General features: G+C 71.0%; 19 protein-coding genes. 1 reads left to right on the plus strand and 18 read right to left on the minus strand.

Annotated elements, in window-relative coordinates:
* The 16 genes from NUV38_RS10895 to NUV38_RS10970 all read right to left on the minus strand — a co-directional run.
* Window positions 1-872: polyprenyl synthetase family protein (locus NUV38_RS10895; RefSeq protein WP_374626907.1), on the minus strand; the 872-nt coding region annotated here is incomplete at its 3' end.
* A 28-nt stretch (window positions 873-900) separates the two neighbouring features.
* Window positions 901-2529, minus strand: a complete 1629-nt coding sequence (gene nuoN, locus NUV38_RS10900) for an NADH-quinone oxidoreductase subunit NuoN (RefSeq protein ID WP_257729150.1) — start codon at window positions 2527-2529, stop codon at window positions 901-903.
* Window positions 2529-4109 carry an NADH-quinone oxidoreductase subunit M gene (locus tag NUV38_RS10905; protein WP_257729151.1) on the minus strand — a complete coding sequence of 527 codons (1581 nt, stop codon included), beginning with the start codon at window positions 4107-4109 and terminating at the stop codon, window positions 2529-2531. The genes nuoN and NUV38_RS10905 overlap by 1 nt, the downstream gene beginning before the upstream one ends.
* The gene (nuoL, locus tag NUV38_RS10910) at window positions 4106-6001 is read right to left on the minus strand and encodes an NADH-quinone oxidoreductase subunit L (protein WP_257729152.1); all 1896 of its coding nucleotides are present in this window, start codon (window positions 5999-6001) and stop codon (window positions 4106-4108) included. Before nuoL ends, NUV38_RS10905 begins: the two co-directional genes overlap by 4 nt.
* A 10-nt stretch (window positions 6002-6011) precedes the next feature.
* The gene (gene nuoK, locus NUV38_RS10915) at window positions 6012-6281 is read right to left on the minus strand and encodes an NADH-quinone oxidoreductase subunit NuoK (protein ID WP_055966220.1); all 270 of its coding nucleotides are present in this window, start codon (window positions 6279-6281) and stop codon (window positions 6012-6014) included.
* 20 nt (window positions 6282-6301) lie between these two features.
* The gene (locus NUV38_RS10920) at window positions 6302-7114 is read right to left on the minus strand and encodes an NADH-quinone oxidoreductase subunit J (RefSeq protein ID WP_257729153.1); all 813 of its coding nucleotides are present in this window, start codon (window positions 7112-7114) and stop codon (window positions 6302-6304) included.
* Window positions 7111-7728 (minus strand): NADH-quinone oxidoreductase subunit NuoI, encoded by a 618-nt coding sequence (gene nuoI, locus NUV38_RS10925; protein ID WP_257729154.1) that lies wholly within the window; start codon window positions 7726-7728, stop codon window positions 7111-7113. The genes NUV38_RS10920 and nuoI overlap by 4 nt, the downstream gene beginning before the upstream one ends.
* Entirely contained in the window at window positions 7725-8987 is a 1263-nt protein-coding gene (nuoH, locus tag NUV38_RS10930; RefSeq protein WP_257729155.1) for an NADH-quinone oxidoreductase subunit NuoH, read from the minus strand. Before nuoH ends, nuoI begins: the two co-directional genes overlap by 4 nt.
* Window positions 8980-11436 carry an NADH-quinone oxidoreductase subunit G gene (locus NUV38_RS10935; protein WP_257729156.1) on the minus strand — a complete coding sequence of 819 codons (2457 nt, stop codon included), beginning with the start codon at window positions 11434-11436 and terminating at the stop codon, window positions 8980-8982. Before NUV38_RS10935 ends, nuoH begins: the two co-directional genes overlap by 8 nt.
* Window positions 11433-12743 carry an NADH-quinone oxidoreductase subunit NuoF gene (gene nuoF, locus NUV38_RS10940; RefSeq protein ID WP_257729157.1) on the minus strand — a complete coding sequence of 437 codons (1311 nt, stop codon included), beginning with the start codon at window positions 12741-12743 and terminating at the stop codon, window positions 11433-11435. Before nuoF ends, NUV38_RS10935 begins: the two co-directional genes overlap by 4 nt.
* On the minus strand, window positions 12736-13485 hold the full coding sequence (gene nuoE / locus NUV38_RS10945) for an NADH-quinone oxidoreductase subunit NuoE (RefSeq protein ID WP_374626916.1): 750 nt from the start codon (window positions 13483-13485) through the stop codon (window positions 12736-12738). Before nuoE ends, nuoF begins: the two co-directional genes overlap by 8 nt.
* A gap of 187 nt (window positions 13486-13672) precedes the next feature.
* A complete protein-coding gene (locus NUV38_RS10950; RefSeq protein ID WP_257729215.1) occupies window positions 13673-14920 on the minus strand; it encodes an NADH-quinone oxidoreductase subunit D in 1248 nt (415 codons plus the stop codon).
* Window positions 14921-15018: 98 nt separating this feature from the next.
* Complete coding sequence (locus NUV38_RS10955) at window positions 15019-15870, minus strand: NADH-quinone oxidoreductase subunit C (RefSeq protein WP_257729159.1); 852 nt, start codon at window positions 15868-15870, stop codon at window positions 15019-15021.
* A complete protein-coding gene (locus tag NUV38_RS10960) occupies window positions 15870-16424 on the minus strand; it encodes an NADH-quinone oxidoreductase subunit B family protein (RefSeq protein WP_055964040.1) in 555 nt (184 codons plus the stop codon). Before NUV38_RS10960 ends, NUV38_RS10955 begins: the two co-directional genes overlap by 1 nt.
* Window positions 16424-16783: an NADH-quinone oxidoreductase subunit A gene (locus NUV38_RS10965; protein ID WP_055964037.1), complete on the minus strand. Its 360-nt coding sequence runs from the start codon at window positions 16781-16783 to the stop codon at window positions 16424-16426. The genes NUV38_RS10960 and NUV38_RS10965 overlap by 1 nt, the downstream gene beginning before the upstream one ends.
* Before the next feature lie 184 nt (window positions 16784-16967).
* Entirely contained in the window at window positions 16968-17660 is a 693-nt protein-coding gene (locus tag NUV38_RS10970) for a demethylmenaquinone methyltransferase (protein WP_257729160.1), read from the minus strand.
* Between the two features lie 32 nt (window positions 17661-17692).
* On the opposite strand from NUV38_RS10970, the gene NUV38_RS10975 reads away from it, so the two are divergent.
* On the plus strand, window positions 17693-18973 hold the full coding sequence (locus tag NUV38_RS10975; RefSeq protein WP_374626865.1) for an isochorismate synthase MenF: 1281 nt from the start codon (window positions 17693-17695) through the stop codon (window positions 18971-18973).
* Window positions 18974-19089: 116 nt separating this feature from the next.
* Here the strand turns inward: NUV38_RS10975 and NUV38_RS10980 are convergent, their stop codons facing one another.
* Window positions 19090-20634 (minus strand): aldehyde dehydrogenase family protein, encoded by a 1545-nt coding sequence (locus NUV38_RS10980; protein ID WP_257729161.1) that lies wholly within the window; start codon window positions 20632-20634, stop codon window positions 19090-19092.
* Window positions 20631-22226, minus strand: a complete 1596-nt coding sequence (locus NUV38_RS10985) for a GMC family oxidoreductase (RefSeq protein ID WP_257729162.1) — start codon at window positions 22224-22226, stop codon at window positions 20631-20633. Before NUV38_RS10985 ends, NUV38_RS10980 begins: the two co-directional genes overlap by 4 nt.
* Between the last annotated feature and the right edge of the window lie 165 nt (window positions 22227-22391).

The following is a 22391-nucleotide window of genomic DNA, read 5'->3' on the forward strand; positions in this document are numbered from 1 at the left end:
ACGTGCGCGCGCGCCTCGGCCATGGCCGGGTGCACCCGCAGCGCGGCGAGCACCTCCTCGACCACGGCGTCGTCCTCGATCGGACCGGCGAGCCGCTCGCGCAGCTCGGCGTCGGCCGGGTCGGTGCCGCGCAGGGCGAGCAGCGTGGGCAGTGTCGGGACGCCCTCGCGCAGGTCGGTCCCGGGCGTCTTGCCCGAGTCGTCGCTCTCGCTGGCGATGTCGAGCACGTCGTCGCTCAGCTGGAACGCCACGCCGATGCGCTCGCCGAACTCCGTGAGCGCGGCCTCGACCTGCTCGCTCGTGCCCGCCGCCCGCGCCCCGAAGCGCGCCGAGGTGGCGATCAGCGAGCCGGTCTTGTCGGCCACGACGTCGAGGTAGTGCTGCAGCGCGTCCTCACCCTCGGACGGACCGATGGTCTCGCGGATCTGCCCGCGGACGAGCCGCGAGAAGGTCTCGGCCTGGATGCGCACGGCCTCGGTGCCCAGCGTCGAGACGAGCTCGGAGGCCTGCGCGAACAGGTAGTCGCCCACGAGGATCGCCAGCGAGTTGCCCCAGCGGTCGTTGGCGCTCGGCGCCCCCCGCCGCAACGGGGCCTCGTCCATCACGTCGTCGTGGTACAGCGTGGCCAGGTGGGTGAGCTCCACGACGACGGCCGACGGCACCACGTCGGGGTGGTCGGGGTCGCCCAGCTGCGCGGCGAGCACCACGAGCAGGGGCCGGAAACGCTTGCCCCCGGCGTTCACGAGGTGCGCGGCGGCCTCGGCCACGAACGGGTCAGGGCTGTCGACGGCCTCCGCGAGGCGACGCTCGACGGCCTCCACCCCGAGGCGCACGCGCTCCTCGAGGGTCGGGTCGTCGAACGAGACTCCCAGCGACACGTCTGCTCCTGGTCCGGTGGGCTCAGCGCACGAAGGTGCCCGCGTGCTGAGCGAGATCGAGCACCGGCCCTGGAAGGATGCCCATGGCCACCGTGCCCACAGCGGCTGCTGCGATGACCACCGTAGTCAAGAGGCTCGGCAGCGCGACCGTCGGCCCGTCGCCGACGGGGTCGGTGAAGAACATCAGCACGATGACGCGCACGTAGAAGTAGGCCGCCACGGCGCTGGTCAGCACGCCGGCGACCACCAGGGCGCCGTACCCGCCCGACCAGGCGGCGCTGAACACGCTCCACTTGCCGATGAAGCCGCCGGTGAGCGGGATCCCGGCGAAGGACAGCATGAACAGGGCGAACGACCCGGCCAGGAACGGCGACTCCTTGCCCAGCCCGGCCCACCGCGACAGGTGCGTGGCCTCGCCCCCGGCGTCGCGCACCACCGTGACCACGGCGAACGCCCCGATGGAGGCGACGCCGTAGACACCGAGGTAGAAGAGGATGCCCGAGACCGAGGTGATCCGGTCGGTGTCGGCCACGTAGGCGCCGGCCAGGCCCACCATGAGGAACCCGGCGTGCGCCACCGACGAGTAGGCGAGCATGCGCTTGACGTCGGTCTGCGCGATGGCGATGAGGGAGCCGACGACCATCGTCAGCAGGGCGATCACCCAGAGGGTCGGACGCCAGTCCCACGAGGCTCCGCCGAAGGCCACGAACAGCACGCGCATGAACGCGATGAACGCCGCGGCCTTCGTGCCGGCCGCCATGAACGCGGTGACCGGGGTGGGGGCGCCCTGGTAGACGTCGGGGGTCCACTGGTGGAAGGGCACCGCGCCGACCTTGAACAGCATGCCGACGCTGATGAGCGCGACGGCCGCGAGCAGCAGGTGCTCACCGCCGGTGCGCGACGTGACCGCGGTGTCGATCTCCGAGAGCCGGAAGCTGCCGGAGTACCCGTACGCCAGGGCGACTCCGTAGAGGAAGAACACCGACGAGAACGCACCCAGCAGGAAGTACTTGAGCGCAGCCTCCTGGCTGAGCAGGCGCCGACGCCGCGCGAGACCGCACAGCAGGTACAGCGGGAGGCTCATGACCTCGAGCGCCACGAACATGGTGATGAGGTCGTTGCTGGTGGCGAAGAGCATCATGCCCGTCAGCGCGAACAGCGCCAGCGGGAAGGTCTCGGTGTGCTCGAGGCGCAGCGTCGTGGCCTCGGCCTCGCCGGCCGAGCCGGGAGGATCGACCGCCCGGCCGGTGAATGCGCTGAGCCCGCCGTCGAGGCGACGCTCGGCGAACAGGGCCACGCTGAGCAGGGCGAACAGCAGCAGCAGCGCCCAGGTGAACACGCCGGGCCCGTCCACCGCGAGGGCGCCCTCGGTGACGACCGAGCCGCGCGCCGTGACGTCGCCCTCGATGCGGTCGAGGGACAGGTAGACCCGCACCGTGTCCGCGAGCGCGGCCACGATGCCGACGGCGGCGAGCAGGGCCTGGGCGGCGAACCGCGTGCGGCGCGGCCAGAAGGTCTCCACGAGCACGGCCACCATGGCCACGCCGCCCACGACCAGCAGCGGGGAGACGAGCGACCACTCGACGGTGGGCGCGGCGATGTCGGGTCGGTCGCTCACCATCGGCAGGTGCATCGGCAGCAGCGTCGACATCAGTGACCACCCTCCGTCTCGTGCGACTCACCGGTCGGGACGTAGGCCCCCGAGTCGCTCAGCCCGTCCAGGCCGGCCGGGGTGCGGGGCGCGGGATCGCCGACGCCGACCTGGCTCACCACCTCGGTCACCGCGGGGTTGATGACGTTGAGCAGCGGCTGCGGGTAGAAGCCCAGCCCGACGATCAGCACGATCGCCGGGGTCAGGGCGGCCACCTCGCGCGGCTCGAGGTCGCGCACGGCCTCGGCCCCCGGCTGCAGCGGCCCGGTCATCGTCCGCTGGTACATGATGAGGATGTAGAGCGCCGCGAGCACGATGCCCAGGGTGGCGAGCACCGCGGCCGGCACCGACCGGGTGAACGTGCCGGCCAGCACCATGAACTCGCTGACGAACGGCGCGAGGCCGGGCAGCGACAGGCTCGACAGTCCGGCGACCAGCAGGATCCCCGCGAGCACGGGCGCGATCTTCTGGACCCCGCCGAAGTCACGGATGCTCGCCGACCCGCGGCGCGAGATCATCATGCCCGTCACGAGGAACAGCGCGGCCGTCGAGAGCCCGTGGTTGAACATGTAGAGCGTCGACCCGGCGGTGGCCGTCGTGGTGAACGTGAAGATGCCCAGGATGATGAAGCCGAAGTGCGAGACCGACGTGAACGCCACGAGCCTGCGGATGTCGTCCTGGCCGATCGCGCACAGCGCCCCGTAGAGGATGCTGATGACCGCGAGGGTGATCACCACGGGGCTGGCCCACTCCGAGGCACCGGGGAAGATCTCCAGGCACCAGCGCAGCATGCCGAACGTGCCGACCTTGTCGATCACGCTGACCATGAGCACCGACGTGCCCGGTGTGGCCGTGCCGGCGGCGTCGGGCAGCCAGGTGTGGAACGGGAAGAGCGGCGCCTTGATCGCGAACGCGGCCATGAAGCCGAGGAACAGCAGCCGCTCCGTGGTGGTGCTCATCTCCAGCCCCGAGAGGTCCGAGAGCAGGTACGTGGGGTCGCCGGCGCGTGCCGTGACGACGTACAGGCCCACGATCGAGGCGAGCATGAGCAGGCCGCCGACCAGGTTGTAGATGAGGAACTTGACCGCCGCGTAGGTGCGCCCCGCTCCGCCGTAGGAGCCGATGAGGAAGTAGATCGGGATCAGCGTCGCCTCGAACAGGACGTAGAACAAGAAGGCGTCGGTGGCGCAGAAGACGCCGATCGCGAGACCTTCCAGCACGAGCATCCACGCGAGGTAGGAGTTCACGCTGCGGCTGGCGGGGATGCGGTCGTCCCAGGCGGCGAGCAGCACGATGGGCACGAGCACCGTGGTGAGCAGCACGAGCGTGAGACCGATGCCGTTGACGCCCAGCGAGTAGTGCGCGCCCAGGGGACCGATCCAGTCGTGCAGCTCGGTCAGCTGGTAGCCACCGGCCCGCACGTCGTAGCGGGCCATCATCGCGAGCGACAGCACGAGCGTGAGCACGCTGAAGGCGAGCGCCACGATCTTCACCGAGCGCGCGCTCGCCGCGGAGCGCGGCATGAGCGAGATGGCCAGGGCACCCACGAGCGGGGTGGCGGCGAGGACGGACAGGATCATGCGAGGGTCACCGCCAGGAGAGCGAGCACCACGACGAGCGAGCCGACGAGGATGCTGAGGGCGTAGCTGCGCACGTAGCCGGTCTGGGGCTTGCGCAGGAACTGCGAGGTGTCGCCGAGTCGGTCGGCGAGGCCGGTGACCAGTCCGTCGACGAGCTTGGCGTCGAGGTACACGAGCACCCGGGTGAGGTGGCTCGTGGGCCGCACGGCCAGCACGTCGTTGACGGTGTTGCCGTAGAGCTCGTGGCGGCCCGCGCGGGTGAAGGCGGAGACGTCGCCGTCGGACGGCGCCACCTGCGTGATGGGGCCACGTCCGAACGAGCCCCGTGTGTAGGTGAGCCAGGCCAGGGCGACGCCGACCGCGACGACGAGCGTCACGATGATCGACATGCCCCACGCCGGCACCGCGAGCTCGTGGTGCTCGGTGGGTCCGACCACCGGCTCGAGCCAGTGCTCGATCCAGCCGCCGAGGATCAGCACGCCGCCGAGCACCGACAGGGCGGCCAGCACCATGAGCGGCACCGTCATGACGCGCGGCGACTCGTGCGGGTGCACGTCGTCGAGCCAGCGCTTCGGCGAGGTGAAGGTCATGACCATGAGGCGGGTCATGTAGAACGCCGTGACCCCGGCACCGAGCAGCGCCGCGAGGCCCACCCAGAACGAGTGCGCGAACGCCGCCTCGATGATCTTGTCCTTGGAGAAGAACCCGGAGAACCCGGGGAACCCGATGATGGCGAGGTAGCCCAGGCCGAACGTCGCGAAGGTGATGGGCATCGCTCGCTGCAGAGCGCCGTAGTGCCGCATGTCGACGTCGTCGTCCATGCCGTGCATCACCGAGCCGGCGCCGAGGAACATGTTGGCCTTGAAGAAGCCGTGGGTGATGAGGTGGAAGATCGCGAAGGCGTAGCCCGCCGGGCCGAGTCCGGCGGCCAGCATCATGTAGCCGATCTGGCTCATGGTCGAGCCGGCCAGCGCCTTCTTGATGTCGTCCTTCGCGCAGCCGATCCACGCACCGGCCAGGAGCGTGACGAGGCCGACGACGACGACCGCGGTCTGCGCGACCGGCGCGGCGTCGAAGATGCCGTTGCTGCGCACGACCAGGTAGACGCCCGCGGTGACCATGGTGGCGGCGTGGATGAGGGCCGAGACCGGGGTCGGGCCCTCCATGGCGTCGAGCAGCCACGCCTGCAGCGGCACCTGGGCGGACTTGCCGCAGGCACCGAGCAGCAGCAGGAGGCCGAGCGCGGTCGCGACCGACTCGCTCGCCTGGCTCGAGACGGTCGCGTTGACCGCCTGGATCGACGACGTCCCGAGCTGCGCGAACATCAGCATGATGGCGAGCGCCATGCCGAGGTCGCCCACGCGGTTGAGCATGAAGGCCTTCTTGGCCGCGGCGGCCGCCGACGGCTTGTGCTGCCAGAACCCGATCAGCAGGTACGAGGCCAGGCCCACGCCCTCCCAGCCCAGGAACAGCACCAGGTAGTCGTCGGCGAGCACGAGCGTGAGCATCGCCGCGATGAAGATGTTGAGGAACGCGAAGAACCGGCGGCGCCGCTCGTCGTGCTCCATGTACCCGATCGAGTAGACGTGGATCAGCGTGCCCACACCGGTGATCAGCAGCACGAACAGTGCCGACAGCGGGTCGAAGCGGTAGGCCATCTCGACGTTGAACGGACCGGCCGAGATCCACGTGAACAGCGAGTCGGCGACCGAGCGGTCGTCCTCGGGTCGACCGAGGAGCTGGACGAAGGCCACCAGCCCGATGACGAACGAGGCCGCGGAGGCCGCCGTGCCGACGAGGTGGCCGACGCGGTCGCCCTCCTTGCCCCACACGAGCAGGCCGAGGCCGCTCACCAGCGGCACCACGACGAGCAGCCAGACGAGATCGAGCACGCCTACCCCTTCAGAGCTTCAGGAGGCTCGCCTCGTCGACCGAGGTCGTACGACGCGTGCTGTAGATGGACACGATGATGGCGAGGCCGATGACGACCTCCGCCGCGGCCACGACCATGACGAAGAACGCCGCGATCTGGCCGTCGAGGTTGCCGTGCTGACGGGCGAAGGTGACCAGGGCGAGGTTGGTCGCGTTCAGCATGAGCTCGATGCACATGAAGACGACGATCGCGTTGCGCCGCACCAGGACGCCGACCGCACCGATGGTGAACAGGATCATCGACAACGTGAGGTACTCGTTCACGATCGGTCCTCCCGGCCCGCGGCCCCTGAGCCCCGCCGGGGCCCGAACCCTTCGTCGTCCTCGTCCTCGTCACGGAGCTGGTCGGTGACGGCGTGGATGTCGTCGTCGAAGCCGTCGCGCAGCTGGCCGCGCGCGACGATGCTCGGCGAGACCGAGTCGTCGGCGGGGGTGCCGTCGGGCAGCGGGGCCGGGGTGTCGACCGCGTTGTGGCGGGCGAAGACGCCCGGCGTCGGCGGGTTGCCCGGGTGGCGACCCGTGGCGGCGTACTCGGCCATCCGGTCCCGGGCGATGTCGCCCTGGCTGCGCCGGGGCGTCAGGGCCTCGCGGTGCGCGAGCACCATGGCGCCCAGCACCGCGGTGACCAGCAGCGCGGCGGTGAACTGCATCGCCACGACGTAGGGGCTGAACATCAGCTCCGCGAGCCCGAACACGTTGCCGTCCTCGTTGGCCGACCCGAGCCCGGTGACCGGGCCGAGGGCCGTCTGGCCGACGGCGGTGACGAGCACGAGGCCGAACCCGAGACCGGCGACCGACGCGGCGAGCCGCTGGCCCTTGATGGTCTCGGTGAGGGACTCCGAGGACTCCACGCCCACGAGCATGAGCACGAAGAGGAACAGCATCATGATGGCGCCGGTGTAGACGATGATCTGCACCGCGAACAGGAACGGGGCGCCCTGCGCGGCGTACAGCACCGCGAGCCCGATCATGACGACCGCGACGCTGAGCGCCGCGTGCACCGCCTTGCGGGCGAACAGCAGCCCGAGGGCGGCCACCACCACGATCGGCGCGATGATCCAGAACGCGGTCATGCCGGGTCCTCCGACTCGTCCGCGGCGCCGCTGACGCCCGCGGTCGCGCCACCGCTCGTGACGCCGACGATGGGCAGCGACTTGCCCGCGTAGTAGTCGTGGTGGTCGTCGCTGATCATCATCCCGTGCGGCGGCTCGACCATGCCCGGCAGCAGCGGCGCCAGCAGGTCGGACTTCTCGTAGATGAGGTCCTCGCGGTTGTTGTCGGCCAGCTCGTACTCGTTGGTCATCGTCAGGGCGCGCGTGGGGCACGCCTCGATGCACAGGCCGCACAGGATGCAGCGCAGGTAGTTGATCTGGTAGACGCGGCCGTACCGCTCCCCCGGGCTGAAGCGCTCGTCGTCGGTCGTGCCGTTGGAGGCACCCTCGACGTAGATCGCGTCGGCCGGGCACGCCCACGCGCACAGCTCGCAGCCCACGCACTTCTCGAGCCCGTCGGGCCAGCGGTTCAGCTGGTGCCGGCCGTGGAAGCGCGGCGCCGTCGGCACCTTCTCGAAGGGGTACTGCTGCGTGACGGGCTTGCGGAACATCGTGCGGAACGTGACGCCGAACCCGGCGATCGGGTCCCACAGCGTCTCCTTCAGGCTGCCTCCGCCGTTCGACTGCTGGCTCATCGTCGGACGCCCTCCTTCCGGTTCCAGGACTGCTCGGGCATGGGCGGGGTCGGGTAGCCCGCGGCGGGACCCTCGCCCTCGGGCGCGGTCGCGCCGTCGGTGGCACTGGTCGGCACGGGTTCGGGCTTCTTCCGCTCGGGGATGAACAGGCTGATCAGCAGCACCACGGCCGCGACGCCGGCCGCGACGAACAGCGTCTGGCGGTCGAAGGTGCCATCGGTCATGCCCTTGCGGACGATGATCACGGCCACGATCCAGGCCAGCGAGATGGGGATGAGCACCTTCCAGCCGAACGCCATGAACTGGTCGTAGCGCATGCGGGGCAGGGTGCCGCGCAGCCAGATGAACAGGAAGATGAAGCCCAGCGTCTTGCCGAGGAACCACAGCACGGGCCAGTAGCCCTCGTTGAGCATGCCGTCGTTGATCTGGCCGAGGCCGAACGGGGCGCGCCAGCCGCCGAGGAACAGCGTGGTGGCGAGTGCCGAGACGGTGACCATGTTGATGTACTCGGCCAGGAAGAACAGCGCGAACTTCAGTGACGAGTACTCGGTGTGGAACCCGCCGACCAGCTCACCCTCGGCCTCCGGCAGGTCGAACGGCGCGCGGTTGGTCTCGCCGACCATGGCGATGATGTAGATGATGAACGACGGCAGCAGCGGCACGAAGAACCACAGGTCCTCCTGCGCGGCCACGATCTCGCTCGTCGACATCGACCCGGCGTAGATGAACACCGTGACGAAGCTCAGGCCCATGGCGACCTCGTAGGAGATCACCTGGGCGCTCGAGCGCAGGCCGCCGAGCAGGGAGTAGGTGGAGCCCGAGGACCAGCCGGCCAGCACGATGCCGTAGACGCCGATCGACGTGACCGCCAGGACGTACAGCACGGCGACCGGCATGTCGGTCAGCTGCAGCGGGGTGACGGTGTCGGTGAACGGGATCCGCACCTCCGGGCCGAACGGGATGACCGCCCAGGCCAGGAACGCGGGGATGGTGGCGAGGATCGGCGCCAGCACGTAGACGACCTTGTCGGCCGCCTTGACGACGATGTCCTCCTTGAGCGCGAGCTTCACGCCGTCGGCGAGGCTCTGCAGCAGGCCGAACGGGCCGTGCACGTTCGGGCCGACGCGGTGCTGCATGCGGGCCACGACGCGACGCTCGAACCAGATGTTGAACAGCGTGTAGACCACGAGGATCACGAAGACGAGCAGTGCCTTGAGCGCGACGACCCACAGCGGCTCGTTGCCGAACAGCTCACTCATGAGCGGCACCTCCAGCGCTCAGGCGGACGACCGAGCCGTGGTCGGCGCCGAGCACGCCCCGTAGGTGGACGCCGTTGTTGCCGGGCGCCCACACGACCCCGTCGGGCAGGTCGGCGACCTGCGTCGGGAGGTCGGCGCTGCCGTGGTCGGTCGAGATCGTGGCGATGCCACCGGGCTCGACGCCGGCCGAGGCGAGGGTCGCGACCGACGCCTTGAGCACGGCCGGCCGCGCGGTGGCGCGGTAGCGCTCCTGGCCGTCCTGCAGCCGGCCGTCGTCGACCAGCTGGCGCCACGTGGCCAGCAGGACCTCGCCGGCCCCGGGTGCGGACGGCTCGGGAGCAGCCAGGTCGGGGTCGGCGACGCCGGCCCCGTCCCACGGCCCCAGCTCCTGCATGCTGCGCATGGCGCCGGCGGTGGTGCGGAAGCCGAGCGGTGCGCCGAGCTCCTCGGCGATGCCGGCGAGCACCCGCACGTCGGTGAGGGAGCCGGGCACCTGGAGCACCGTGTCGAACGGACGCAGCCGTCCTTCCCAGGTGACGAAGGTGCCGGACTTCTCCACGGGCGGGGCCACCGGCAGCACCACGTGCGCGGCACGGGTGACCTCGCTCTCACGGACCTCCAGGCTGACCACGAAGTCGGCGGCGGCCAGGGCGGCCCGCGCGGCGGCGGGGTCGGGCAGGTCGTCGACCTCGACGCCGCCCACGACGAGGGCGCGCAGCTGGCCCTTGGCGACGGCCTGCAGGATGCCGCTCGTGTCGCGTCCGGCCTTGGCCGGCACGGAGCGGACGCCCCAGGCCGCGGCGAGGTCGGCGCGCGCCTCGGCGTCGCCCACCGGTCGTCCTCCCGGCAGCAGGGTGGGCAGGCACCCGGTCTCGACGGCGCCGCGGTCACCCGCACGGCGCGGCACCCACGCGAGGCGGGCTCCCGAGCGCTCGGCCAGACGCACGGCGGCGCTGAAGGAGCCGGGCGCACTCGCGAGACGGTCGCCGAGCAGGACGATCGCCCGGGCGTCGAGGCCCAGCTCGTCCGCGGCGATCGCCTCGACCGCGGCGGCCTCCTCGCCGGGTCGGGCGGTGATCAGCTCACCGCCGCACTTGGCGAGGCCACGCGTGGTGTGCGAGCCCACCGCAACGACGCGGACGCCGTGCGTGGAGGCCTTGCGCAGACGCAGGAAGAGCGTGCCCGCCTCGTCCTCGGGCTCGAGCCCCACGAGCAGGACGGTCGAGGCCGACTCGAGGTCCCGCGTGACGACGTCGCGCCGGGCCGCCACCCGCGCGGCGAGGAACGCCGACTCCTCGAGGGAGTGCGGACGGGTGCGGAAGTCGATGTCGTTGGTGCGCAGGGCGGCGCGGGCGAAGACGCTGTAGGCGTAGGCGTCCTCGGCGGTCAGGCGACCTCCGGGCAGCACGCCGACCTTGCCGGCGGCCTCACGCAGGCCGGCCGCTGCCGCGGCGAGGGCACCCGGCCACGAGGCCGGCACCAGCTCCCCGGAGTCCGGGTCGCGCACGAGCGGCGTCCGCAGCCGGTCCTGCTGGCGGCTCCACGTGAACGCGAAGCGGTCCTTGTCGGTGATCCACTCCTCGTTGACCTCGGGGTCGTCGCCGGCCAGGCGGCGCATAACCGCGCCGCGACGGTGGTCGACGCGGATCGCGGCGCCACAGGCGTCGTGCTCACCGACGGACGGCGTCGAGACGAGGTCGAAGGGGCGCGACCGGAACCGGTAGTCGGCACTCGTGAGGGCGCCGACCGGGCAGATCTGGATGGTGTTGCCCGAGAAGTAGGAGTGGAACGGCTGCTCGCCACCCTCCCGGCGGTCACCGAAGGCGGCCTCGTCGGTGGCCGGGCCGATCCCGACCTGCTGGCGAGCCCCACGCTCGACGAGCGCGATGAACGGGTCGCCCGCGATCTGCTCGGAGAAGCGGGTGCAGCGGGCGCACAGCACGCAGCGCTCGCGGTCGAGCAGCACCTGCTCGGAGACCGCCAGCGGCTTGGGGAACGTCCGCTTGGTCTCGGCGAACCGGCTCTCGCCGCGGCCGTGGCTCATGGCCTGGTTCTGCAGCGGGCACTCGCCGCCCTTGTCGCACACCGGGCAGTCGAGCGGGTGGTTGACGAGCAGCAGCTCCATCGTGCCGTGCTGGGCCTTCTCGGCCACGGGCGACGTGACCTGGGTCCTGACGACCATCCCGGGCGCGACCTCGAGGGTGCACGACGCCTGCGGCTTGGGGAACCCACGGCCGTTGCCGGCGTCGGGGACCGCCACGAGGCACTGGCGGCACGCGCCCACGGGCTCGAGCAGCGGGTGGTCGCAGAAGCGCGGGATCTCGGTGCCCACCAGCTCGGCGGCGCGGATGACCAGCGTCCCCTTGGGCACGCTCACCTCGACGTCGTCGATGGTGCACGTGACGAGGTCGACGGGGGTCGGCGTCTCGCGGGATGCCTCGAGGGTCATGCGGTCACCTCGCTCGGGAACAGGGTCGACGCCGCCGGCGGGAACAGCTCGGCCGACGGCGTGTGCAGGCCGGCCTCGAACTCGCTGCGGAAGTGCTGGATGGCCGACGTGATGGGACTCGTGGCGCCGTCGCCCAGCGCGCAGAAGGACCGGCCGAGGATGTTGTCGCAGAGGTCGAGCAGCAGCTCGATGTCGCCCTCGCGACCCTCGCCGGCGTCGAGACGCTGCAGCACCTGCACGAGCCACCACGTGCCCTCGCGGCACGGTGTGCACTTGCCGCAGGACTCGTGCTTGTAGAACTCGGTCCAGCGCAGCACGCAGCGCACCACCGACGTGGTCTGGTCGAAGACCTGCAGGGCCTTGGTGCCCAGCATGGACCCCGCCGCGCCGACGCCCTCGTAGTCGAGGGGGACGTCGAGGTGCTCGGCGGTGAGGATCGGGGTGGAGGACCCGCCGGGGGTCCAGAACTTCAGCTCCGAGCCGTCACGCAGTCCGCCGCCGAGCTCGAGCAGCTCGCGCAGGGTGATGCCGAGCGGCGCCTCGTACTGACCGGGACGCTTCACGTGCCCCGACAGCGAGTAGAGCGTGAAGCCCTTGGACTTCTCGGTGCCCATGGAGCCGAACCAGTCGATGCCACCGCGCACGATGGCCGGCACCGAGGCGATCGACTCGACGTTGTTGATCACCGTGGGGCTGGCGTACAGGCCCTCCACGGCGGGGAACGGCGGACGCAGCCGGGGCTGGCCCCGACGGCCCTCGAGCGAGTCGAGCAGCGCCGTCTCCTCGCCGCAGATGTAGGCGCCCGCGCCGGCGTGGATGACCAGGTCGACGCGCCGGCCGGAGCCCAGCACGTCGGCTCCGAGGTAGCCGGCCTCGTAGGCCTCGCGGCACGCGGCCCGGAGCCGGCGGACGACGTGCAGCACCTCGCCGCGCACGTAGATGAAGGCCTGCTCCGCCCGGATCGCCAGGCTCGCGATGATGACGCCCTCGATCAGCTCGTGGGGGTTGGCCATCATGAGCGGGATGTCCTTGCAGGTGCCCGGCTCGGACTCGTCGGCGTTGACCACGAGGTACTTGGGGTTCGGGTTGTCCTGCGGGATGAAGCTCCACTTCATGCCCGTCGGGAAGCCGGCGCCTCCGCGGCCGCGCAGGCCCGCGTCCTTGACCAGGGTGACGATCTCGTCGGGCGCCATGTCGAGCGCCGAGCGCAGGGCCGCGTAGCCGTCGCGCTCCTCGTAGGCCGCACGGGTCCAGGACCGCTCGTCGGCCCAGTTCCGGCTCAGCACCGGCGTCAGCACGTCAGTCATCGCTCTCCTTCGACCCGCCACCCTCGACATCGGCGTCGGACTCCTCCGCCACGGTCTCGTCCTCGGCCCGACCGGTGTCGGCCTCCGCCTCGGCAGCGGCCTTGGACTCGGTCGCCGCGCTCGTGGGGCCGCCGGCGGTCGTGTCGAGCGGCGGGGCGGACCAGCCGCGCTCGTGGGCGATCTCCAGACCCACCAGCGACGCGGCTCCCGCGGACGGGCCCTCGTCGACGCGGCCGTCCTCGAAGCCGGCGAGCACCCGCTCGGCCTCGCGCCAGCTGGTGATCGTGGCCCCGCGGCTGGCGGTGACCTGCTCGCCGGCACGCAGCCGGTCGACCAGGTCCACGGCGGACTCCGGCGTCTGGTTGTCCATGAACTCCCAGTTGACGGTCAGCACGGGCGCGTAGTCGCAGGCCGCGTTGCACTCGATGTGCTCGAGGGTGACCTTGCCGTCGGCGGTGGTCTCGTCGTTGCCGACGTCGAGGTGCTCCTTGAGCCGCTCGAAGATCAGGTCGCCGCCCATCACCGCGCACAGGGTGTTCGTGCACACGCCCACGTGGTGCTCGCCCATCGTCCGACGCTTGTACATCGTGTAGAAGGTCGCGACGCCGGACACCTCGGCCGCCGAGAGGCCGAGCAGCTCTGCGCAGAGCTCGATCCCCTCGGCCGTGACGCTGCCCTGCACGGACTGCACCAGGTGCAGCATCGGCAGCAGCGCGGAGCGCGCCTGCGGGTACCGCCCCATGAGCTCGCGGAGCTCGGCGACCGTGGTCTCGTCAAAACTCACGCGACACCTCCGGACGTGCCCATAGGCCGAGCGCAGCGAGGCAGGCGCCCAGGCGAAGCCTGGCAGCGGCGAGGAACGAGCCGCTGGAACGGCTGGGGGCACCCCCACGCGCGCAGCGCGTAGGGGGCCGAAGGAGCCGTGCGCTTCATCGGTCCACTCCGCCCATGACCGGGTCGATGCTGGCGATGGCCACGATGACGTCGGAGATCATCCCGCCCTCGCTCATGATCGACGTGCCCTGCAGGTTGATGAAGCTGGGATCGCGGAAGTGCGCGCGGTACGGGCGGGTGCCGCCGTCGGACACGACGTGGCAGCCGATCTCGCCGCGCGGCGCCTCGATGGCCACGTAGGCCTGGCCGGGCGGGACCCGGAAGCCCTCGGTGACGATCTTGAAGTGGTGGATGAGCGCTTCCATCGACTCGCCCATGATGTGCCGGATGTGCTCGGCGGAGTTGCCCTGGCCGTCGGAGCCGACGCTGAGCTTGGCCGGCCACGCGATCTTCGGGTCGTCAACCATGACCGGCGCTCCCTCGAGGGTCGCCAGGCGGTCGATGGCCTGCTCGACGATGCGCATGGACTGCCACATCTCCTCCAGGCGCACCCGGAAGCGGCCGTAGGCGTCGGGCTCGTCCCAGGTGACGACGTCGAAGTCGTACGTGTCGTAGCCCCAGTACGGCTGCTTGCGGCGCAGGTCCCAGTCGTAGCCCGTGGCGCGCAGCGGCGGGCCGGTGAGACCGAGGGCGAGGCAGCCGTCGAGCTCGAGGTGGCCGACGCCCTTGAGGCGGCCCTTGAAGATCGGGTTGGCGTTGCAGAGGGCGGCGTACTCGGGCAGGCGCTTCTTGAGCACCGCCACGGTGTCGCGCAGCTGCTGCAGGCCCCCGGCCGGCAGGTCCTGCGCCACGCCGCCGGGGCGGAAGTACGCGTGGTTCATGCGCAGCCCGGTGATCGCCTCGAACAGGTCGAGGATCAGCTCGCGGTCGCGGAACCCGCAGGTCATGACCGTCAGCGCGCCGATCTCCATGCCGCCCGTGGCGATGCACACGAGGTGGGAGCTGATGCGGTTGAGCTCGAGCATGAGGACGCGGATGACCTGCGCCTTCTCGGGGACGTCGTCCTCGATCCCGAGCAGCCGTTCGGTCGCGGCCACGTAGGCGGCCTCGTTGCTGAACGGGGCCACGTAGTCCATGCGGGTGCAGAAGGTCACGCCCTGCGTCCAGGTGCGGAACTCCATGTTCTTCTCGATGCCGGTGTGCAGGTAGCCGATGCCGGGCCGGGCGTCCTTCACGGTCTCGCCGTCGATCTCGAGGATCAGGCGCAGCACGCCGTGCGTCGACGGGTGCTGCGGGCCCATGTTGACGACGATGCGGTCACCGTCGACGGCCGAGGCGTCGATGGTGTCCCAGTCCTGGCCGGTGACCGTGAAGACCGGTCCCGACGACGTCTCGCTGGTGCCGGCGTACGCGTCGTGAGTGCCGGTCTCGTGGGTGCTCGTCACGAGTAGCTCCTGCGCTGGTCGGGGCTCGGGATCGTGCCGCCCTTGTACTCGACCGGGATGCCTCCGAGCGGGTAGTCCTTCCGCTGGGGGTGGCCCTGCCAGTCGTCGGGCATGAGGATGCGGGTGAGGGCGGGGTGGCCGTCGAACTCGATGCCGAACATGTCCCAGGCCTCGCGCTCCTGCCAGTCGGCCGTCGGGTAGGTGGCCACGACGCTGGGCACGTGCGGGTCTGCGTCGGGGCAGGTGACCTCGAGCCGGATGCGGCGGTTGTGGGTCATCGACAGAAGGTGGTAGACGACGTGGAGCTCGCGGCCGGTCTCGTGCGGGAAGTGCACGGCCGAGAGGCTGCTGCAGAACTCGAAGCGCAGGGCCGGGTCGTCGCGCAGGTGGCGGGCAGTGTCGGCGAGGGCCTCACGGCGGACGAAGAAGGTGATCTCACCGCGGTCGACGACGACCTTCTCGATCGCGCCGGTCTCCTCGGTGAGGGTGGCGAGCCGGCCGTGGACGTCGTCCCACCAGCTGGTCCCCCCGGCACCGAAGGGCGGCTGCGAGGGGGCGGGCATGGCCACCGGACGGGTCATGCCGCCGTAGCCGCTCGTGTCGCCGGTGCCGTGCACGCCGAACATGCCCTCGCGGACGTCGACGACCTCGAGCGTCTCGGCGTCGCTGGGGACCACCTGGTCGGTTGGCGCGGCCGCCGGCTGCTTCGGGTCGTGGGAGCGGTCCTGCGTGTCGGTGTGGGCGTCGACAGTCTCGGTCTTGTCACCCACCGCGGGCTTCTCCGCCTGGTCGGCGGCCTTCTTCTTGGGGGCCCGCTTCCTCGCGGGCTTCTTCTTCTCGTTCGCCATCAGCGCATCAGGCCCTTCATGGCCGACGTCGGCGTGGCCGACAGCGCGACCTGCTCGTCGGCCTTGATCTCCGCGAGGCGGTTGGCACCGAGCTTGGTGTGCTGGATCTGGTCGTGCAGCTTGAGGATCGCGTCGATCAGCATCTCGGGCCGCGGCGGGCAGCCGGGCAGGTACATGTCGACGGGGACGACGTGGTCGACGCCCTGGACGATCGCGTAGTTGTTGAACATGCCGCCGGAGCTGGCGCACACGCCCATGGCGAGCACGTACTTGGGCTCGGCCATCTGGTCGTAGATCTGGCGCAGGACGGGGGCCATCTTGTTGCTCACGCGACCGGCGACGATCATCAGGTCGGCCTGGCGCGGGCTGGGCCGGAAGACCTCCATGCCGAAGCGCGAGGAGTCGAACCGGGGCGCGCCGAACGTCATCATCTCGATGGCGCAGCACGCGAGCCCGAAGGTCGCGGGCCAGAACGAGGCCTTGCGCATGTAGCCGGCGAGGCCCTCCACCGTCGAGAGCAGGACGCCGCTGGGCAGCTTCTCCTCGAGACCCATCAGGTCCACTCCATTCCACCGCGGCGCCACTCGTAGGCGTACGCGATCGTGACGTTGACGAGGAACAGCAGGATCGCGAAGACCGCGAACCAGCTCATCTGGTCGAAGGCGACCGCGAAGGGGTAGAGGAAGACGATCTCGATGTCGAAGACGATGAACATCATCGCGGTAAAGAAGTACTTGATGCTCACCTTGCCGCCGCCCTCGGGCAGCGGGCTGGGCTCGATGCCGGACTCGTAGCGGTCGAGCTTGGCGCGGTTGTACCGCTTGGGCCCGGTGAACGGGGCGATGCCCACGCTGAACACGGCGAACCCTGCCGCGAGCGCACCCAGGACGAGAACGGGTGTGTACTCGTTCACCGCCACCTCCAGCGAGATCGACGCAACCTGACGTAGAGCGAGATCGTGACCTTGTGAATCACTTCACAACGTGACCTGCGCCTCACTCTACGCCCGGCTGGGACCACCTGTAACTGAGGTCACACTAACCTCGCGACCGCCCTGGAACGACGGGCTCCGCGCGTGCTCCCCGCGGGGATGCCGCTCAGGGACGCACGGAGTGGTGCAGCGCGACGATCCCGCCGGAGAGGTTGTGCCACTCCACGCGGCCCCATCCCGCCTCGACCATGCGCAGCGCCAGACCCTTCTGGTCGGGCCAGGCGCGGATGGACTCTGCGAGGTAGACGTAGGACTCCGGGTTCGACGACGTGCGGCGCGCGATGCTCGGCAGCGCCCGCATGAGGTAGTTGGAGTAGAGCGCGTCGAACGGCTCCCACGTGGGCGTGCTGAACTCGCACACGACGATGCGTCCGCCGGGGCGGGTCACGCGCAGCAGCTCGCTGAGCCCCTGCACCGGATCGTGGATGTTGCGCAGGCCGAAGGAGATCGTGACGGCGTCGAACGAGGCGTCCGCGAACGGGAGCCGCATGCCGTCGCCCGCGACGAACGGCAGGTGCGGGAAGCGACGACGTCCCTCCTGGAGCATGCCGAGGGAGAAGTCGCACGGGACCACGGTGGCGCCGGCCTCACGGAACGGCTCGCTCGACGTGCCGGTGCCGGCGGCCAGGTCGAGGATGCGCTCGCCGGGCTGCGGGTCGACCAGCTCGACGACCCGACGGCGCCAGCGTCGGTCCTGGCCCATCGACAGCACGTCGTTGGTCAGGTCGTAGCGACGCGCGACGGTGTCGAACATGCGCGCGACGTCGCGGGGCTCCTTGTCCAGGCCTGCTCGGGTCACCTCCTTACCTTCCCACGAGTAGCCTGGATCGGGTGACGAGCCCTCTGACGCCAGCCGTCGACACCGCCTCGGCAGCGAGCCCCCTGCCGAGGCCGCTCGTGGCCCGCACCGTGGAGGTCGACGACCCGGGCCCGCTCCTGGCCCTGCTGGGCCGCGACGTCGACGCCGTCGCCTGGGTGCACCACGGTGACGGACTCGTCGGCTGGGGTCGTGCCGCCGCCTTCTCGACCGACGGCCCCGACCGCTTCGAGCGCGCGCACCGCTGGTGGCGCGAGGTCACCCGGCACAGCGTCGTGCGCGACGAGGTCGAGGTGCCCGGGAGCGGGCTGGTGGCCTTCGGCAGCTTCGCCTTCGCCGACGACGGCCGCGGCAGCAGCCTCGTCGTCCCCGAGGTGCTGGTGGGCCGGCGCGACGGTCGCAGCTGGGTGACGGTCGTCGGCACCTCGATCAGGACCGCGCCCGAGCTCGTCCCCGCCGAGGCTCCCGTGCACCCGACCGGCATCGAGCTGGTCGACGGGCCCGTCGACAGCGACGCCTGGCAGGACGTCGTGGCCGAGGCGGTGCGTCGCATCGCCGCCGGGCAGCTCGACAAGGTGGTGCTCGCCCGCGACCTCGTGGCCGAGCTCGACGAGCCGCTCGACGTCCGCGCCCCCCTGCGTCGCCTCGCCCGGGACTACCCCGGCTGCTGGACCTTCCACGTCGACGGCTTCTTCGGCTCCACGCCGGAGATGCTGGTGCGGCTGGAGCGCGGGCTGGTCACGTCGCGCGTGCTGGCCGGCACGATCCGGCGGACCGGCGACGACACCCGCGACCTCGCGCTCGCCGCGTCCCTCGCGCGGTCCAGCAAGGACCTCGAGGAGCACGAGTACGCGGTGCGCTCGGTGGCCGAGGCCCTCGCCCCGCACTGCCGCAGCACCAACGTCCCCGACGCCCCGTTCGTGCTGCACCTGCCCAACGTCATGCACCTCGCGACGGACGTGACCGCCGTGCTGCGCGGCGACGCCAGCGCCCTGACGCTCGCGGCAGCGCTCCACCCGTCGGCGGCCGTCGGCGGCACCCCCACCGACGCCGCCGTGGCCCTGATCGCCGAGATCGAGGGGCTCGACCGCGGCCGCTACGCCGGGCCGGTCGGCTGGATCGGCGCCGAGGGCGACGGCGAGTGGGGCATCGGGCTGCGCTCGGCCCAGCTGGAGGCCGACGGCCACCGCGTGCGCCTGTTCGCCGGCTGCGGCATCGTCGCCGACTCCGTCCCCGCCGACGAGCTGGCCGAGAGCCAGGCCAAGCTCGTGCCCGTGCGCGACGCCCTCGCCTGACCCCGCCCGACCAGTCCCCACGTTTCGGACACTTCCGGGGCACTTTCGCGCCCTGGAGTGCCCCGCAGGTGTCCGAAACGCGAGGACTGACAGGGCGGGGACTGACAGGGCGGGGACTAGTCCTTGAGCGTCTTCTTGCCGCCGTGCAGGAGCGTGACGATGAGGTTGAGGCCCTTCTCGTCGCGCACGGTGCGCTTGAAGGAGGTGAGGTTCAGCGGCGGGGCGTAGCGCTGGCGCGTGATGGCCTTGGCGTACGTGAACTCCTTGAGGCCGTCGGGGCCGTGGATGCGCCCGAAGCCGGACTCGCCGACGCCGCCGAACGGCAGGCCGGGCACGCCCGCGAACGTGATGATGCCGTTGACCGACGTCATGCCCGAGCGGATGCGACGGGCGATCTCCATGCCGTTGCGCTTGGAGAACACCGCACCGGCGAGGCCGTACTTGCCGGCGTTCGTGAGACGCACCGCCTCGTCCATGTCGCGCACCGGGTTGATCGCCAGCGTCGGGCCGAACGTCTCCTCGGTGATCGCGCTGGACGTCTCCGGGACGTGGGTCAGGATCGTGGGCTGGACGAAGCGCTCGCCCACCGCGTCGATGCCGCCGACGACGGCGGTGGCACCGCGGTCCAGGGCGTCCTGGACGTGGCTGCGGATCACGTCGAGCTGGGACGGCATGGTGATGGGACCGATGTGGGCGCCCGCGTCGCCGCCGGCGCGCAGGCCCTGGGCCTGCTCGGTGATCTCGGCGACGAACGCGTCGAAGACCCGCTCGTGCACGTACACGCGCTCGGTGCCGATGCAGGTCTGGCCGGCGTTGGACATGCCGCCCCAGAGTGCAGCCTCGGCGGCCTTGGCGATGTTGGCGTCCTCGTCGACGATCAGCGAGTCCTTGCCGCCGGCCTCGATCACGACGGGCGTGAGCCGCTCGGCGCACGCAGCCATGACCTTCTTGCCGGTGGCGGTCGAACCGGTGAACGCCAGCTTGTCGACGCCGGAGGTGCACAGGGCGGCACCCGTGGGGCCGAGGCCGGTGACCGTCTGCAGGACCGGGATGCCACCGACGACCTCGCTGAGGGTGTCGGCCAGCCACACGCCGACGCCCGGCGTGTACTCGCTGGGCTTGAACACCACGGTGTTGCCAGCGGCGAGGGCGTAGGCGATGGAGCCCATGGGCGTGAAGACCGGGTAGTTCCACGGACCGATGACGCCGACCACGCCGAGCGGCTTGTACTCGACCGTGGACTTCTGGTTGGCCATGACGAGACCGGACGGCACGTTCTGCGGGCCGAGCACCTTCTTGGCGTGCTTGGCCGCCCAGGCGACGTGGTCGATCGCCAGCGCGATCTCCAGCTGGGCGTCGGCGATCGGCTTGCCCGTCTCGCTGCGCGACAGCGCCGCGAGCTGGGCGATGCGGCGCGTGATGACGCTGCGCCACGTGAGCAGGTGCTCGGCACGCTCGTCGAAGCTCAGGGCACCCCACCACTGCGCGGCGTCGCGGGCCCGCTCGACGGCGAGCGCGACGTCCTCGGGGCCGGCGACCGGGTGGACACCGACGACGTCACCCGTGGCCGGGTCGAGCGACTCGAAGGTCTCGACACCGTCGGCGGGCACCGAGGCGGACGTGGCGGGCGGGTTCGGGTGACGGTCGAACGTCGAGGTCATCGGGACTCCTTGATGAGGTCGGCAGCCTTCTCGCCGACCATGATGGTGGGGGCGTTGGTGTTGCCACGGGGGACGGCGGGCATGACGGAGGCGTCGGCGATCCGCAGGCCCTCCACCCCGCGGACGCGCAGCTGCGGGTCGACGACGCTGTCGTCGCCCGTCCCCATCGCGCAGGTGGCGACGGGGTGGTAGAGCGTCTGGCACAGGCGCCCGATGGAGGCGAGCACCTGGTCCTCGGTCGGGTCGAGCGACGCGGGCTCCCACGGCGCCTTGACGAAGCGGGCCAGCGGACCGTCCTTGAGGATCTCGCAGGCGCGACGGATGCCGGCGGCGAGCGCCTCGAGGTCAGCCCGGTCGTCGAGGTAGCCCGCCTCGATCTCCGGCTTCCACGTCGGGTCGGCCGAGCGGAGGCGCACGTGCCCGCGGCTCTGCACGTTGACGAGCGTGGCGGCGAGCGTGAGCGCCGGCTTCGAGGGCTCGTGCAGGCCGTTGTCCCAGAAGCCGGTGGGCGCGAAGTGGAACTGCAGGTCGGGCAGGTCGAGGTCGTCGCGGCTCTTGAAGAACGCACCGGCCTCGGCGACGTTCGAGGTGAGCGGTCCGCGGCCGAGCTTCTGGGCCTTGAGCAGCTGGGGCAGGTTGAGCGACGCGGCGATGTCGGTGGTGTCCTGCGTGTGGGCGAGGACGCCGGAGACCGGGTGGTCCTGCAGGTTCTGGCCGACGCCGGGCAGATCGACCTGCACGTCGATGCCGTGCTCCTTGAGGTGGGCGCCCGGGCCGATGCCCGACAGCATGAGCAGCTGCGGTGAGTTGACGGCGCCACCGGCGAGCACGACCTCGCCGTTCACGCGCACGGACTCGGTGAACGCCCCGCGGCGGTACGTGACGCCCACCGCACGCTTGGCGCCCTTGGTGCCCTCGAGGTCGATCGACGTCACGAAGGCCTCGGTGCGCAGCACCAGGTTGGGACGGTCGAGAGCCGGCCGGATGTAGGCGTCGGCCACGGACCAGCGCCGACCCTTGCGGCAGGTGACCTGGTAGAGCCCGGCGCCCTCCTGCTCGGCGCCGTTGAAGTCGTCGGTGCGCTTCATGCCGTTGGCCACGGCCGACTCGACGAACGCGGTGCTGAGCTCGTGGTCGTGGCGGCGGTCCTCGACGTGCAGCGGGCCGTCGTTGCCGTGGAAGGAGTTGCGGATCCGCTGGTTGCCCTCGGACTTGCGGAAGTACGGCAGGACGTCGTCGTAGCCCCAGCCCTCGGCGCCGTAACCGTCGCGCCACTCGTCGTAGTCGGCGTGGTTGCCGCGGATGTAGATCATGGCGTTCATCGACGTGCAGCCACCGAGCGCCTTCATGCGCGGCCAGTCGGCGCGGCGGTTGCCGAGGTGCTTCTGCGGGGTGGTCTGGTAGCCCCAGTCCCACGACGTCTTGAACAGGGTGGAGAAGCCGGCCGGCAGGTGGATCATGTCGTCGTCGTCGGCCGGGCCCGCCTCGAGCAGCAGCACCCGGACGTCGGGGTCCTCGCTCAGGCGCGTGGCGACGACGCCGCCACCGCTGCCCGACCCGATGACGACGTAGTCGAAGGTCTCGATCCCCATGTCCGTCCTTCCCTCGTCCGGCTGCGAGGTCGTGGACGACCCTGCCGCCGGGATGCGTGATGCGCGTCACCACCGTACTCCCGGCATGGTCGATGACACCAGAACTGTCACGGTTTCTCGCCCACCGGACGGGCCTCGACGGACGAGGCACCGCTCCGTGCGTCC

Source organism: Aeromicrobium sp. 50.2.37 (assembly GCF_024655735.1).
Lineage (GTDB): Bacteria > Actinomycetota > Actinomycetes > Propionibacteriales > Nocardioidaceae > Aeromicrobium.

Excerpts from the sequence above, each read along its gene's own strand:
- nuoI (WP_257729154.1), bottom strand. The coding sequence starts at position 7,728 with ATGAGCCAGCAGTCGAACGGCGGAGGCAGCCTGAAGGAGACGCTGTGG.
- NUV38_RS10960 (WP_055964040.1), bottom strand. The coding sequence starts at position 16,424 with ATGGGTCTCGAGGAGAAGCTGCCCAGCGGCGTCCTGCTCTCGACGGTG.
- nuoE (WP_374626916.1), bottom strand. The coding sequence starts at position 13,485 with ATGGGGCGGTACCCGCAGGCGCGCTCCGCGCTGCTGCCGATGCTGCAC.
- NUV38_RS10985 (WP_257729162.1), bottom strand. The coding sequence starts at position 22,226 with ATGGGGATCGAGACCTTCGACTACGTCGTCATCGGGTCGGGCAGCGGT.
- NUV38_RS10935 (WP_257729156.1), bottom strand. The coding sequence starts at position 11,436 with ATGACCCTCGAGGCATCCCGCGAGACGCCGACCCCCGTCGACCTCGTC.
- nuoF (WP_257729157.1), bottom strand. The coding sequence starts at position 12,743 with ATGACTGACGTGCTGACGCCGGTGCTGAGCCGGAACTGGGCCGACGAG.
- NUV38_RS10955 (WP_257729159.1), bottom strand. The coding sequence starts at position 15,870 with ATGGCGAACGAGAAGAAGAAGCCCGCGAGGAAGCGGGCCCCCAAGAAG.
- NUV38_RS10905 (WP_257729151.1), bottom strand. The coding sequence starts at position 4,109 with ATGATCCTGTCCGTCCTCGCCGCCACCCCGCTCGTGGGTGCCCTGGCC.
- NUV38_RS10980 (WP_257729161.1), bottom strand. The coding sequence starts at position 20,634 with ATGACCTCGACGTTCGACCGTCACCCGAACCCGCCCGCCACGTCCGCC.
- nuoN (WP_257729150.1), bottom strand. The coding sequence starts at position 2,529 with ATGTCGACGCTGCTGCCGATGCACCTGCCGATGGTGAGCGACCGACCC.
- nuoK (WP_055966220.1), bottom strand. The coding sequence starts at position 6,281 with ATGATCCTGTTCACCATCGGTGCGGTCGGCGTCCTGGTGCGGCGCAAC.
- nuoH (WP_257729155.1), bottom strand. The coding sequence starts at position 8,987 with ATGAGTGAGCTGTTCGGCAACGAGCCGCTGTGGGTCGTCGCGCTCAAG.
- NUV38_RS10920 (WP_257729153.1), bottom strand. The coding sequence starts at position 7,114 with ATGACCGCGTTCTGGATCATCGCGCCGATCGTGGTGGTGGCCGCCCTC.